Here is a 14,975-nt window from a genome sequence, read left to right as displayed (position 1 = left end):
AATACGCTTCTCTCTACTTCTGACTGGCTCTCTGTTTAGGGAAGCATACACAGGAGCCAGGAGTCCAGATTGAGTTTTATTGTGTTAGCTTGTGTGTAGAAAAATTCTTGTTGATTATTTTCACTACGGCTTCATTCCTAATGCCTTAATGTAGCCAGCATTTATACCGCAATTTCTTTGCTGCATATTGCTGATTAACTCATCCATGGCTTCCTTTACCAATTGCTGCTTGGGCCTTTTCTCTTGTATGAACTTAAAAGACCTTCTGTCTGATTCAGTATAATCAAGGATTAACTTCCAGTTTTTAGGCTCTTTGATGTTGAGCATACTGGTTGGGTTTCCCATCTTTTTGTACGGCCAGTAAGTCCAGCCAATATTAACCCGCTCCAACATCCGGCAAAAACCAGCAATCCATTGGTCGGGCTCGTGGCCCGTTTCCCCCATGTAGAAAGGCCGGTTGAACTTGGTGCGATAATTTAGAAAATCCTTAATTCCGGTTTCCGTTGTATCACTATGATAACGATGGCAGGTGAACATCAGCTTATCATCGTAATTCCAATCTTTAAAAATAGAGTAATCCTGCCCCCAAAAAGAACCGCTTAGCATCACAATATGGTTGTTGTCTACCTCCCGGATTGCCTTGGTTCCCCGCCGCAATAGCGTATCCAGACGCGTATTGAGCATGGCGGTGTCTTGTGGGAAAGCAGAGGATGCAATAGGCTCGTTGAGTAAATCGTAGGCCAGTACAGTGGTGTTTTTGGCATACCGCTTGGCAACGTCCCGCCAGATTTGACAAAATTGCTGCTTATGCTTTTCGGTAACGAATAACCATGGATAGCCATAGCTGTCATCAATATTTGTCCCGGTTTGGCCGCCGGGGGCGTCGTGCATATCGAGTATTACATAAAGCCCCTCTTGTTGGCACCAGGCAACCACCGAGTCTAATACGGCATAGCCATGTTTTTTAGAAGAGTAGCCCATGTACGGCTCGTCGGTAAGTAGCTTATAATGAAAGGGCAATCGGACGGTGTTCATCCCCGTTTTGCGGATATATCGTATGTCCTGCCGGGTCACGTAGTTTTTTTGGAATGCCCGCCAAAAATCATCTGTGACGGCTTCCCCAACCATTTCTTTGAAAGCCTCATCAATTAACCGGTAAGAATTTGCTGAATTCTTGAGGAGAAGTAGATATCCTTCGGGATTAAGCCAGTTACCTAAATTTATTCCCTTTATAAAAAGCTTTTCGCCATTGGGTTTGATTAAGTCCTGACCGCTTACGCGAACAAATCCTTTCTTAGGCTTAACTGATTGAGCGTGAGAAATACAAGTGGATAACAAAAGGAGCATTGTGCATAGTATGGCCTTTTTCATTGACTGTCGAATTAAGGAAAAGTGTAGTTGAAGAAAGTTTGGACTGGCCGGGCATTATTGCGGCCGCGCCGAAAATTACTTCTAGTACACTGATTCTGGGAGCCGGGCCCGCGTGTATTGGTGCGGTGGTCAACTAAACCCATCACCCCAACGCGGGCATAATTGCTGGCTTGCAGAACCCTTTCGCGGCTACTGGGCCTACCAGTAGGCCGGCCCTTGACAAGTCCTATGGACTGAAAAAAGCACGACATGCGTTTGCTATCGAAGTAGACTGCAGCGTGGTAAGAGAGACTACTTTAACTCCTTAATTTTGAGGCTGCGGAAAGAAACCTGGTTGCCGTGGTCCTGCAACAGAATGTGCCCGGTTGGCGCCTCGCCGAAGCTTAGTCATATCTTATATTTACTAAGGGCTACCAGGTCTTTAAATTCTTGAGAGCCCCGTATGTATTCCAGTACCTTGGTCCCGTTCAGGTAGTGCTCCACCCGGTTGTCGGGGTACACAATTACGCGTCCGATGTTCCATTCCCCGATTTTGTGCACGAAGCGTGGGTCCTTTCCCGCCTTCTTCAAGTCATACAGCGAGGCCAGGGTGCGGTTGCCGTCGCGGCCGAGCTTGGCATCCGGGTGCAGTTCATCGTCGAGTATCTGATATTCCAGGCCGATGGCCGAACCTTCGCTCTTTTCAGCCAGGGTCACAAAATATTTCACGCCGCTGTTGGCGCCTGCCGACAGCTTGAACTCGAAAGACAAATCGAAGGCTTTGTACTTGTCTTTCGTAACAATGTCGCCGCCGTTGGCCGATTCTTTGCCCTCCGACGGCAGCACGCTCAGCATGCCATCGGCCACCTGCCAGCCTGCGGTGGGGAAGGCTGTGCCCTTTGCGCTGCGCCAGCCCGCCGTCGATTCCCCATCAAATAGCAGCTTCCACTTATACTGTTTCTCATGAGCGGTCAGTGCGTTGGGTGTAAGGTTGACCACGTAAACATCCGCAGAGAAAGCACTCGGCTTGAGGTCGGTTGTTTTAATCCGGATATTTTTGAAGTAGACCTTATGGCCCTCTTCCTCTTTGGTGCTGATGGCGTGCACCTGCAAGCCGATGAAGCCCTGGGCATCCATTGGGTCGACCACGTAAGCCACGGGCGTACCGTTCAGCCAAGTCTTCATTTCGTTGCCAATGCATTCAACTTTCAGGTGGTTGTACTGCCCTAGTTTGAAGAGTGGTTTGGCCTTCGGATTTAAATCGAGGGGGTAGAGCCACAGCCGGCGGGCTTCGTCGTACACGCCCCCCGACCAACTGCGGTCCGAAGGGTCAAGGTCTACTTGTCGGCCGTAGACTTTATTCTCGAAGCCCGGGGTGCCGAAATGGCTACGCGTCTGCACTCCCGAGTTGCTACCGCCTTTTTCCAGCATGACGTCCAGCTCCAGCTGAAAGTCGCCGTATTCCTTCTCTGTCACCAGAAAGGTGTTGTTCGTCCCCAACACCGTGGTCCCAACGATGGCGCCATTTTCCACTTTGTATTCGGCCGTGCCGGCCACGCGTTTCCAGCCCGTCAGCGTTTTGCCGTCAAACAGGTTCTGCCAGGCATCGGTCGTTTTTGCGGTGGCAGGTCGGGGTTGGAGGAGAGTCAGTGCGCCCAGGGCAGCACAGGCAGCTAAAGATGTAATCTTTTTCATTAGTGGAGATGCAAGGAGTTGCTAGCTAGCGTCTGTCAACGAGTGCTGATTACCAGGGAGTAATTGCGAGTAGGGGCGTAGTGAAGGTGAAATTTGGCATCTGCTTTTTATCCGATAACACGCGCAATTGGGGTGCACAGGAAAAGGGCAGATGACAACTGCTGGCTTCCAATCGGCTGCTGACGCCAGTTTGCTACTTCCCAACGCCATCAGCTGCGGCGAATCCAGGTGATGACGCGCCCTACTTTTCTAGACAGTAAGCCACATACTTGTCGCCGGATTTGGACTTGAGCTTGCCGCCCCCGCAAGCAATGACCACGTACTGTTTGCCTTTGATGTATACGAACTGGGCGAAGCATACCCGGCGGCGGGCAACTCGGTTTGCTACAATATTTTGCCGTTGACCTTGTCAAAAGCCCGGAATTTGGCATCGCGGCTGGCCGCAATAAAAATGAGCCCGCTGGAGGTCACCAAAGGCCCGCCGTAATTATCCGTGCCTGTGGGGGGAATCCCTTTTTTGGTCAGGCTTTCGTACTCGCCCAGCGGCACCTGCCACTTTTGTTCCCCCGAATTCAGGTCGATGGCCGTCAGCGTGCCCCACGGCGGGCTGCTCACCGGAAAGCCGTTGCGGTCGTACCAGCGGTTGTACCCCGTGTGCTGATAAGGTGATTTGTCCGGGTTTTCCTCTTGGGGTTCAGTGTTGTTGACCTGCGTGCTGGCACCAGTTTTATTCAGCACGTAGTTGACGATGGCCGTTTTTTCTTCGAGCGACACGTGCGAGAAAGAACGCATCATGCCCCGGCCTTTTTCGAGCAGTTGCAGCACCTGCGCTTGCGAATATTTTTTATCGATATTAGCCAACGAAGGGTACGAGCCGTCGTGGTTTCCCTTGCCATCAGCCCCGTGGCAAGGAGCGCAGCGGCTGATAAATAAGGCAGTGCTGGTCACGGGGGCATTGGTTGTTCTTTTTTCCACATCTACCAGCGTCGTGTACACCGGAATCTGTTTGGCCGGTACGTAAAGCGTGCCTTCTTCGTCGGTTGCCGCGCCACCCCACTGGGCGCCGCCGTCCGTGCCAGGGAAGAAAATAGTCATCTCCCGGCCCAGCGGGATGTAGGCGCTGCCGTGCCGCGCGGCGCGCAGCAGCTTAACCATAGAGTCCCGGTCGGCCACAAAGGGGTTGAAATCCTTTTCCGTAAAGGACTGACGCGTGAATGGCGTGGGCTTCGACGGTACTGGTTGAGTAGGACTCGGGTATTCGCCTTTTATGGCATCTTGACGCGTCTTTGTCTCAAGAATTTCGAATAACGGTTTACCGATAACTCTATCAAATACGAATACATACCCCTGTTTGGTGATTTGCGCCACGGCATCGGTTTTAACCCCTTTATTAATTACGGTCACCAGGTTGGGCGGCGCCGAAGGGTCGCGGTCCCAGATGTCGTGGTGCACCAATTGGTAATGCCACAACAGCTTGCCTGAGCTAGCATCCAGCGCCAGCAAGCAGTTTGCGTAGAGGTTGTCACCCTTGCGATTACCACCAAAAAAGTCATACGCGGCCGAGCCAGTGGGCACGTAAACGATGCCCCGTTTCCTATCAATGGCCATGCCGGCCCAGGAGTTCGCCCCTCCGATTCGCTCCCGAGGATTAGCGGGCGACCAGGTTTCGTAGCCCGGCTGGTTGGGCTCGGGTATCGTTTTAAAGGTCCATGCTAAATTGCCAGTGTACACATTAAATGCTCGTATATCTCCTAACAGCGCATTTTCTTCTTCTGCCACCCGCGTGCCGACAATAATGAGATTTTAAAAATCGTATTGGGCGTGTTGGACACGACGTAATCATCGGCATGGGGCCGGTTGATGCCGGCTTTTAAATCAATCTTACCCAGGTTGCCAAATGTCTGACTAAGTTCGCCCGTTTCGGCATTGATGGCGTACAGCCATTGGCCCGCGCCAAAAAAAATAATTTTTGCCTTGCCATCGGTGTAGTAAGTTACTCCCCGGCTGGTAGTGCCCCCGTTATCCACAATCTCGGTTTTCCACAGCTCTTTTCCGGTGGCGGCATCCAGCGCGAAAACCTGCGTTTTAGCCGATACCCCGTATAATATGCCGTCGACTATTATCGGGTTGCACTGCATTTGCGTGCCCTCCAGCACCGAATCCGCGCCAACGGATGAGTACGTCCAGGCCACCTTTAGCCGGCCCACATTTTCCCTGGTGATTTGACCCAACTTTGTGAAATGACTTCTCGCGCCATCGCCATTGTACTTGTCCCAATTCGTTGATGGCGTATTCCTGGTAATAGCTTCCTGAATTTTAGATGCTTTCCCGGCATTACAGCCCGTCAAATGAGCCGACAGAATAAGGGGGAATGACAGGGCAACAAAACCTTTCACAATAGCGAGAATTGCCCGATTTGAAGCTTTCATGGATGGCATGGTTGAAAATCTTACGGCTTGCTGGTTCCGAGCCCCATTTCTAAATGGCACCGCTTTGTAGTGCCAGCTGGCCCTACTCGCTGCTGATGCCCAGCGCGTCCATGAGGCCTTTCATGTAGCCGATGCCGAATAGGTGGCCCTTGGCTTCGTAGCCCGGTTGGGCGTTGCTTTCGCCGGCCATGGTGGGGGCGTGGTCCGAACGAATGGGCCCGGCGAAGCCCACTGCTTGGTAGGCCCGAAACACGGCGGCCATGTCGGTGGGGCCATTGTCGGGAAAAGTTTCGCGGAAGCTGTCGGCGTGGCCGACCACGTCGCGCACGTGCACGAAGTGGATGCGGCCCTGCGCCCCAAATTCCTGCACCAGGGCCGGCACGTCCTCGCCCATGGTGGTGTAGGTGCCCTGGCAAAAGGTGAGGCCGTGAGCCGCGCTATCGGCTAGGCTCAAGGCGCGCCGTATGGCCGCCGTCGAGGTGAAGATGCGCCCAATGCCGAGCAGGCTGGGCACGGGTGGGTCGTCGGGGTGCAGGGCCAGCCGCACGCCGGCCCGCTCGGCGTGCGGCAGCACCCGCGCCAGGAAGTAGGCATAGTTCGCCCAAATAGCTTCGGCCGGAATCACGCCGTGTTCGGTGAGCGGCAGGCGGTCGGCCACGGCCGTATCGAAACCACTGACCAGGGCGCCACGCTCCGGCACGGTGGTGGAAGTGCGGTACCAGCCCGTCGCCATGAAATTGTAGCACAGCAACCGGATGCCGAGCTGGCCCAGGCGGCCGAGCGGAATGCCTCCGCTCACGGTTTGCAGCCGTTCTGGGTCCTGCCAGACTTCGCGGGTCATGTCGGTTTCGATGGCACCCAGGGCCACCGTGTTTACGCGGATGCCGTGGGGGGCAAGGTCCAGGGCCACGCCCTTCATGAGCGTTTCCAGCGCGCTCTTGGTGGCGCCGTACAGGCTCAGGCCCAGCCCGGGCCGCAGGGCATTTACCGACGTGATGGTGTAGATGCTGCCGGCCGTGTTCGCCGCCACCATCCGGCGGGCCACGGCTTGCGTCAGAAACGTGGTGCCCCGGAAGTTGACGTCGGTGAAGATGTCATAGTCAGCTTCAGTGAGGTCGAGGAAATGCCGCTTGTACGACACCCCCGCGTTGTTAATCAGAATGCTGAGGCCACCGGTGAGCTCCCAGGCCTGCTGGCCGAGCTGCTGGCATTGGGCCAAGTCTTGCAAGTCAGCCTGTAGCACATGGGCCGTGCCACCGCCGGTGCGGATGGTGTCGGCCACGGCCTCGGCTTCGGGCTGGTTGAGGTGGTAGTGCACCACCACAGCGCAGCCCTCTTGGGCCAGCCGCAGGGCCAGAGCTTTGCCGAGGCCCCGGCTGGCGCCGGTAACGAGGGCGGATTGATTGAGAAAACGCAAAGAAGAAAACGTGGGTGGGAAAAACGTTTGGAAGCGGGAAGGGTGGCGGCGGGCTGCTTAATGAAAAAGGGGCGATAGGAATGGCCCATACCCGGCACCGTAGCAAGCGAGTATTGTTATCGAAAGCTCACCGTCTTGGTAGTGGTCTGTCGTGGGGGCTTTGTTAAAATAGTTCAACTCATGCCAAGGCTGACCGAGATGCTTGCCTGGCTTTAACGATGACCAATGTAGGCGAAATATTTAGCGGAAATCAATATTTGTAGCCAGTTTTTTTGTGCAATCGTTACCGGAAAGGTTTGCAAAGAGAAAAAAGGCAGCTAGCGTTTCTTAAAAAGATATAATTCGTGATGCGGTTGCCCGGAAAGAATCCCGATTTTTAGACGGCGGACACAGTAACCAGCCCCGTGGCAGTACCTATTATTGGTCAATTGGGCTTACTTTGTTGTGCATGAAAAATACCCCCGTCACCATCAAGGCCATTGCCGCGACGCTGAACGTTTCCATCTCTACTGTGTCGCGCGCCCTGCGCGATATGCCCGAGGTGCGGGCTGAGACGCGCGCGGCGGTGCAGCGGCTGGCTGCCGAGCTTGACTATCAGCCCAACCAGTTAGCCAAAAATCTGCTGTACAGCCGCACCCGCACCATTGGCGTGCTCATGCCCAATCTGAGCTACCACTTCTACACGGCCATGCTCGCCAGTATTGAAGAGGCCGCCCTTGCAGCTGGTTACAGCCTGCTCGTGTGCCAATCCAACGAGTCACACGAGCGCGAAATCATCAATATTCAGAACCTGTTGCGGGGGCAGGTGGAAGGCTTCCTGCTGTCGGTAGCCCGCGACTCCACCGACTATGAACACATTGCCCGCCTGACCCGCCGCAATTTTCCGCTGGTGCTCTTCGACCGCTATGCCGATGAAATCAACGCCTCGAAGGTAATTATCGACGATAAAGGCGCCGCTTATCGGGCTACCGAGCACCTGATTGAGCAAGGGTGTCGGCGCATTGGTTTTTTGGCGGGGCCTCCGAATCTACTCATCAGCAATCAGCGCCTGCTCGGCTACCGCGCCGCACTGGTCCAGTACGGACTGCCGCTAAATGATGCCTACATGTTGCACTGCGACCTGACCCCGGAAGACGCCCGCACCCAAACCAACCGCCTGATGAATTTGCCGGCTCCCCCGATGGCCTGCTTATGGCTAGCAACCGCATTGCCTACCCCGCCATGCTCACGTTGAAGCAGCAGGGCATTCGTATGCCTGAAGAGCTGGCTCTGGTCAGCTTCAACAATGAGCCCTCGGCTGCCTTGTTCTCACCCACGCTGACCAGCATGGCGCATCCTATTCCGGCGATGGCCCAGGAAACCGTTCGCTTGCTGCTCGCGCAGCTCGAAGGCGATTCGCCTACCGAGCCGGAAACCCGGATTTTTGACGCGGAGCTTATTGTTCGGGAGTCTTCTATGAAAAAGCAGCCGTCGGCAGTTTAGTTAAACAACTCCTAACTCAAGCACCTGAAGTCGGCTTAACTTGGTGCCCAATTACCAAAGTAAACTATTGTACTTGTTTTCCCGCTGATGAATTTCAACGCCCTTACCCCCGAATTACTTGTTGCGTTTGAAGCCATTGTAGGCCCGGCGCACGTGCTCACGGCGCAGCGCGCCGAAGCCGCGGCTATTGCTGACGCCTATGCCGACTACGGCCGCGACCACACCGAAGACCTGCACTTCGCGCCCGATGTGGTACTGCGCCCGGCCGATGCCGAAGAAATCAGCCAGATTATGCGCCTGTGTCACGAACACCACATTCCGGTGACGCCTCGCGGAGCCGGGACGGGGCTCAGCGGCGGAGCCCTTCCCCTGCACCACGGCGTGGTACTGAGCACCGAGCGGCTCAACCGCATTCTGGAGATTGACGAGCGCAACCTGCAAGCTACCGTGGAGCCGGGTGTGGTGAACGAAGCTTTTCAGAACGCTGTGAAGGAAGTGGGCCTGTTTTACCCGCCCGACCCAGCCAGCAAGGGCAGCTGCTCGCTGGGTGGCAACCTGGCCCACAGCAGTGGCGGCCCCAAAGCCGTGAAATATGGTACAACCCGCGACTACGTGCTGAACCTGCAAGTGGTGTTGCCCACCGGCGACATCATCTGGACGGCCGCCAATACACTGAAAAATTCCACTGGCTATAACCTGACCCAGCTGCTGGTGGGCTCGGAGGGCACGCTGGGCATTATTACGAAGGTGGTATTCCGCCTCTTACCCTTTCCCCAACAGAATATTCTGATGCTGGTGCCCTTCCGGCAGATAGAGCAGGCCGCCGAGGCGGTTTCGGCCGTGTTCCGGGCCGGCATCATTCCTTCGGGCATGGAATTTATGGAGCGCGAGGCCATTGCCTGGTCTTCGGACTACCTGAAAATCCCGCTCACGCTGCCCGAGGACATTCATGCCCACCTGCTCATTGAGCTCGACGGCCAGGATTTGGACCAGCTATACAAGGAAGCCGAGCAGGTGTACGGCGTGCTGGAGCGCTACGACGTGGGCGAAATCCTGCTGGCCGACACTGCGGGCCAGAAAGACGAGCTCTGGCGCATCCGCCGCAACATCGGCAATTCGGTGCGCTACAATTCCGTCTACAAGGAGGAGGATACCGTGGTGCCGCGGGCCGAACTGCCCACACTCTTGAAAGGCGTGAAGGAAATAGGTGCCCGCTACGGCTTCAAAAGCGTGTGCTACGGCCACGCCGGCGATGGCAACCTGCACGTCAACATCATCCGCGGCGACCTGGATAACGAGATGTGGAACGTGGGCCTGCGCCAGCCCATCACCGAAATATTCGAGCTGTGCGTGAAACTCGGCGGCACTATTTCCGGTGAGCACGGCATCGGGCTAGTGCAAAAAGGCTACATCGGCATTGCGCTGGCCGAAGCCAACCTGGAGTTGATGCGCGGCATCAAACAGGTATTTGACCCCCACGGTATCCTCAACCCTGGCAAGATTTTTTAAGATGTGGAGAAAGTGGTGCTGGCACGTATCTGCGCCGCGCTACGCCTTTATTAAGCCCCGTTGCGACCTAGCTGCAACGGGGCTTATTTGTTGGTTGAAGTAAGCTTGATGAGGATATTATTTGAGCTTTCTTCATCTAATATCGCATCTTATACCAGGGTCGGAAAACTGGGAGAAATTGCGCCGCACCTGAATTGCTTCCGGGAGCGGCAAATACACTAGCGTGCGCCGTCGAGGGCTGCCCACTGATACCGTGATGCCGAAAACAGCAGTGCAGCGCGGAGCGCGCGAGGCTAGCAGTGGGTGATAAGTAGTCATGCCACCGGGCTACGTTTGGGGTTGGCTGAATTGATTTTATTCCCGCTGCTGGCAGGAAGGCCAACCTTCGACCACTGTAGCAGCTTTATGAACCTTGCGTCCTATTCCGGTTCCTGATGGGATTCCGTTAGCGACTCTGGTTCATAGTAGGGAAGTTGATGGCGCTCTACAATTGTGCGCAGCCACTCCGGCGTGCTTGCTTCAGTACGCGAAAATTGCTGGAAATCGCGTACATATTCTTCTTCTGACGGTGCCGGATTTAGTGCAGGCGGATAATCATAATCGCACTGGAACTGGTATGCACCGTCCTTGTCAACCGTTATGAGAGCCGTATACCACGGGCTTTGAAAAGGAGCCTGCTCAGCGGTAAGAATCCGCAGCTGCGCAAATAGGTAGGCGAGCGTCTGCTCATAAGGCTTGTCCTCGTTATTAATGTGGAAAGGCTGCGGAATAGTACTGTGGGCCTCGTAAAACTTCGCACTCAGCATGTTTCTGTCTCCAACTGTATTGCACTCAAGTACAATCGATTGCCAGGCATTAGTAGGGGCACTCTTTGCTAGCAAGGTGCTGATATCCTCCAAGATGTCTTCAATATCGTCTGTCATGGCATGAGTATTTAAAATCGAGTTTGGCTAAAGCAGCAAACTGCTGAAAATTAAATTGTCATGACAACGATGGCATAAAGCTGGCGATGGAAATTGTTGTTACCTCGCCGGAGCTTTTATCCAAAGTAAATGTATAAACTACCTCGTCAGCAATGTGTTTATACATTAAAATCCCATATTGTAAACTATCCTCGTCTTGCACAAATTCATATTTATCAAGTAAATCTTTAAAATAAACTGGCAAAATAAATTTGCTGTCCATAAATGTAAAATCGCCTTTGAACGCGGCATTAGGGAAAACAGGTTTTCTTTCCTTATCCTCTACTTTAAAAAGAACCTGTATTTCCACGGGCTGGCCTTCATTAGCCCAAAACCGCACACCTAATTGGTCATGCACAAAAATATCGACCTCCTCGTCCAATGAAATTCTTCTAAAATTTTCAATTTCCTCCTTTATAACTAAAGAGAAGATGGACTCGGTAATTGTGATAGTACCGTCTTTGAGTGTAAAAGAACCAGGGTTAAGGCTGAGAGAGAGCATGCGATAGGATTTATAATTCTTACGGTGAAGAGAGGAGTAGCAGGAAGATTATCTGCTTATGATTTTTTCAAAACTACTGGTGGCCGGATTATATCGATATCCGTACCGTCGGGCCAAGCCAGGAACACTTTTGCCCGCCTTATCCACATAGCCTTCAATTTCACGTAACTCGCGGGCATAGAAACCAGTACGAGCAGCAACTGGGTCAGAAAGCAGCCGGATATCGTGGCCTCCTTTAAAAGCATTCTCAAGAAATGGTTTATTATAGCCTTGCCAGAATTTCTCCTGTCCAAGAGTTGGACCATACGTATCCAGCAGCTTTTGGTATTTATCGCCTGGAATATCCAGAATATTAATTCCTCCCGGATTCTTTCCTATCCTGGTGAAACTTCCTTCAGGAAGCTGAAGAATTACCTGTGTCCCCATTCCTTTTTTAATGGGGTCATCAAACTTGCCAATAACCGTGGTCGTGACCCCAGCTCGGGTGCGAATATTTCCTCCAAACCCTTTATAACGGATTACCTTCGCCACCCCGCTCGTGGCACCTACTCGCGTAGCGTCAATAATCCGGCCTGAGGCATCCGTCCGGAATTTGACACCATTCCGCACATAGGTGTGGTTTGGTTTCAGTGGCTTCTTCAATACCCCGCCTACATTAAGGGCATTGCACTCATTATGCACGAGCAGGCCAGTACTTCCCACAAAATAGGTGTGATAGTCGGCCACTTCCAAATTATAAACTGGGCTGGTAGCGGCTTGTAGCGTCACCTGGAGTACTGCTGTGACGGCACCATCAGCGCGGGAAAGTAAGTCGCCGGGCTGTAGGTCCTGCGCGGCCTTCCAGGCATTGTTTACAAAAAAAGCATGAGTTGGCGTGGCCTGCACCACATCGCCTACCACTGCTATCTCAACCAGTGCCAGGCTTTGCGTTTGATGCGTTTGCAGGACTTTCTTCCACGCAGTTTGCTCAGTATCTTCGTCATAAGCCCACACTTCGTCCCCGATTTTTAACGATTCGATGGGCTGGTTACCCAGGCGAGTGTGAACGGGAGTACCCGCTGGAAAACACGCTCGTACCGTTAAACCAGCCGCTTCTTTACGAATGGTAGCCAAGCCCTTGCGGAAGCTGGTTTTGATAGCTACTGACCGGGCCATAAGTGTTGTTAGCTTCTTTTTGGCCGCACCTATAACCACCTTCTTGCCGGCGCCCATTGCCGCACGCACGCCTGCTTTGCCAGCCATGCCTGCCGCTGTAGCACTACCAAAGCTTACCACACCGGCGGCCACAGAAACAATATCCCAGATTAGAAATCCCCCGTTAACGACTGCCTCGCCTGGTTTGAGAGTCTGAACGCTGTGTGCTAAGTCGCGCCCACTGCCCCATATCGGCACTAGGCTTTCCAGCAAGCCAGCTTCTCCCACCGACTTGCGCTCCCGGTCGGCCTGCAATAGGGCTTCCATCCCCTGTTTCCGTTCGGCCTGTAGATCCATCAGCATTTGTGCCGATAGTGGAATCTGCCCGGATGATAGAAATTCAACTAAGCCCTGGCCCGCGGAGCAACGGAGGCACGACATCATGACTAAGGCTTTGGCACCTCCCACTTTGGCCGGGTAGGTTTTCTGCCAGGGTTGTGGGGCTGGTACACACGGCACGGGGTTACCGCCGGCCTGTTGTGTCAGCTTTTTACATATTATGAAGGAGGGAACATTCTTGATAGACCCTCGATCAAGTTCGTTGCCCGCAACCTTACCCGAAATCTTAGTTTTTCGGGGCGTAGCCGTAAAAGCAGCTGGTACAAGGCCTTCGCTACAGGTCATCAAGGCTCCCGACACTATATACTCCAGACTGTCACTCATACTAACAGGGTTCTATTGAAAATTTCAACGCATGGCAAAGTTCAACACTAAAAGTGAAGTTCGTAAGCAAACGGCCATTATCCTGGGATGTTCCATAACTTCTGCCCTGTGTTAAGGCGGATTTAATAATTTTAAGGGTAACTTATAAGAATAAATGGTATTTACAGGAGCAGAAACATAATGTGTTAAGAACAGCAACTGAAGAAAAAAGCCCATCAACCGGTTGAGAGGCAACTCCCCTATTATAGCAAAATAACTGGCTGATGGCCAGCAAAAACCAGGCTCAAGAGCGTTTCTCCAAAGCAGATTATAGCCGCCGAAGTCATTGGTGATGGCGTGGAAAGATAAATTCTTATTGCTACACGGCTTACTTTTTAAGCAGTGGGCTAGGAAGGGGGCAGTTAGCTTATTCAATCTGACACTGGGTGGCATCATCACCGCCCTAGGCAACGTTCAAAATCACTCCTCGAAAAAAGGCCCCGAAAATGTGCGTTTTCGGGGCCTTTTGGCGGGTAACAAAAAGTGTTCAAAAAAGGAATCTAATTTGAACGAAGAGACATTACGAAAAACTTTTGCCAAAAGGCCTCACAAATGACCCTGAATTGAGTAGGTATCCGGTAGCTTTAAGTGGGTGTGTACGCTTCCCCATTTGTTAAGTCATTAGTAATCACAGATTAATCGGCTTGTTTAAATTCGATGGGGGTCATAAAATTCAAGGCCTGGTGGGGCCGTTGGGTATTGTAGTCAAGCATCCACTCGTCCACGAGTTGGCGCACATGGGACAGCGAGCGAAACAGGTGCGCGTCGAGCAGTTCGCGGCGAAACGAGCCATTGAAGCGTTCGATGTACGCGTTTTGCGTTGGTTTGCCGGGCTGAATCCAGCGCAGCATAATGCCTTGCTGTTCACCCCACTCGCTTAACCGAGCACTGATGAACTCGGGCCCATTATCGGTGCGTAGCTGCGCAGGCAGGCCATGGCACTCGACTAAGCGCGTCAGCACCTGCACCACACGGCTGGCGGGCAGCGAAAAATCGATTTCGACGCCCAGCAGCTGGCGGTTGTACTCGTCGAGCACGTTCAGGGTCCGGAAGCGTCGGCCATCGGTCAAGACGTCACTCGTGAAGTCGAGCGACCAGCATAGGTTGGCCGCCACGGGCACGACTAAAGGCTGCTTGACGCGAGCAGGTACGCGCTTTTTGAGCCGCCGAGGCAGGTTGAGTGCCAGCGCCCGATAAAGGCGTAACGTGCGCTTGTGGTTGATTACCAAGCCGTTTTTGCGCAAGCGGTGGTACAGCTTCCAGAAGCCCAACGTGCCGCCGCGGCACCAAAGCCGGGATGCCGACTGCTTAACACACGCAAGGCGTCCTGTAGCGGCTCGTCGTTGCGCCCTCGTACCACCGGGTGGTAGCGGCCACGTGCGAGCCCGAGCAAGGCACACGCCCGCCGCTGACTCCAGCCCTTACACACGAAGCCCTGCGCTGCCTGGTGCCGCGCCGCAGGGCGACTCACTTTTTTCGCAGTATCTCCTTGATAGCCTGATTCTCCAAGCTCAGGTCGGCAAACATCTGCTTTAGCTTTCGATTTTCTTCTTCCAGGTGTTTGAGCCGGGTGAGCTCGGCCACGCTCCCCCCAGCATATTTGCTTTTCCAGGCATAAAACGTGGCCTCGCTCAGGCCGTGCTCGCGCACGATTTGCCCGACGCTCTGGCCGCTAGCTTGCTGTTGTAAGATGGCCACAATCTGGGCCTCGCTGAATCGTTCCTTTTTCATTT

7 protein-coding genes and 3 pseudogenes are annotated in these 14,975 nt (G+C 53.6%); 2 read left to right on the top strand and 8 right to left on the bottom strand.

Annotated features, from left to right (window positions below; all coding sequences use genetic code 11):
* Positions 1-123 precede the first annotated feature (123 nt).
* The 4 genes and pseudogenes from WX88_RS06590 to WX88_RS28605 form a co-directional block, all read right to left on the bottom strand.
* Positions 124-1,371: a glycoside hydrolase family 5 protein gene (locus tag WX88_RS06590; RefSeq protein WP_046243496.1), complete on the bottom strand. Its 1,248-nt coding sequence runs from the start codon at positions 1,369-1,371 to the stop codon at positions 124-126.
* A gap of 387 nt (positions 1,372-1,758) precedes the next feature.
* Positions 1,759-3,045: a 3-keto-disaccharide hydrolase gene (locus tag WX88_RS06585; RefSeq protein ID WP_316932311.1), complete on the bottom strand. Its 1,287-nt coding sequence runs from the start codon at positions 3,043-3,045 to the stop codon at positions 1,759-1,761.
* Positions 3,046-3,286: 241 nt separating this feature from the next.
* A pseudogene (locus WX88_RS31330) lies at positions 3,287-5,360 on the bottom strand (outer membrane protein assembly factor BamB family protein).
* Positions 5,361-5,556: 196 nt separating this feature from the next.
* Positions 5,557-6,891: an SDR family NAD(P)-dependent oxidoreductase gene (locus WX88_RS28605; protein ID WP_046243495.1), complete on the bottom strand. Its 1,335-nt coding sequence runs from the start codon at positions 6,889-6,891 to the stop codon at positions 5,557-5,559.
* Between the two features lie 448 nt (positions 6,892-7,339).
* Between WX88_RS28605 and WX88_RS06570 the strand changes: the two are divergent.
* Positions 7,340-8,373 (top strand): annotated as a pseudogene (locus tag WX88_RS06570) (LacI family DNA-binding transcriptional regulator).
* 87 nt (positions 8,374-8,460) lie between these two features.
* On the top strand, positions 8,461-9,882 hold the full coding sequence (locus WX88_RS06565) for an FAD-binding oxidoreductase (RefSeq protein ID WP_046243494.1): 1,422 nt from the start codon (positions 8,461-8,463) through the stop codon (positions 9,880-9,882).
* A 419-nt stretch (positions 9,883-10,301) separates the two neighbouring features.
* Here WX88_RS06565 and WX88_RS06560 read toward each other — a convergent pair whose 3' ends face one another.
* The 4 genes and pseudogenes from WX88_RS06560 to WX88_RS06540 all read right to left on the bottom strand — a co-directional run bounded on the left by WX88_RS06560 (position 10,302) and on the right by WX88_RS06540 (position 14,973).
* The gene (locus WX88_RS06560; RefSeq protein WP_046243493.1) at positions 10,302-10,805 is read right to left on the bottom strand and encodes a hypothetical protein; all 504 of its coding nucleotides are present in this window, start codon (positions 10,803-10,805) and stop codon (positions 10,302-10,304) included.
* 58 nt (positions 10,806-10,863) lie between these two features.
* On the bottom strand, positions 10,864-11,346 hold the full coding sequence (locus tag WX88_RS06555) for a DUF7738 domain-containing protein (protein ID WP_046243492.1): 483 nt from the start codon (positions 11,344-11,346) through the stop codon (positions 10,864-10,866).
* Positions 11,347-11,394: 48 nt separating this feature from the next.
* On the bottom strand, positions 11,395-13,203 hold the full coding sequence (locus WX88_RS06550; protein WP_046243491.1) for a polymorphic toxin-type HINT domain-containing protein: 1,809 nt from the start codon (positions 13,201-13,203) through the stop codon (positions 11,395-11,397).
* A 674-nt stretch (positions 13,204-13,877) separates the two neighbouring features.
* Positions 13,878-14,973 (bottom strand): annotated as a pseudogene (locus WX88_RS06540) (IS3 family transposase).
* Positions 14,974-14,975 lie beyond the last annotated feature (2 nt).

The sequence above is a fragment of the Hymenobacter terrenus genome (assembly GCF_000972495.1).
Classification (GTDB): domain Bacteria; phylum Bacteroidota; class Bacteroidia; order Cytophagales; family Hymenobacteraceae; genus Hymenobacter; species Hymenobacter terrenus.
This window is presented reverse-complemented; position numbering and strand designations above follow the sequence as displayed.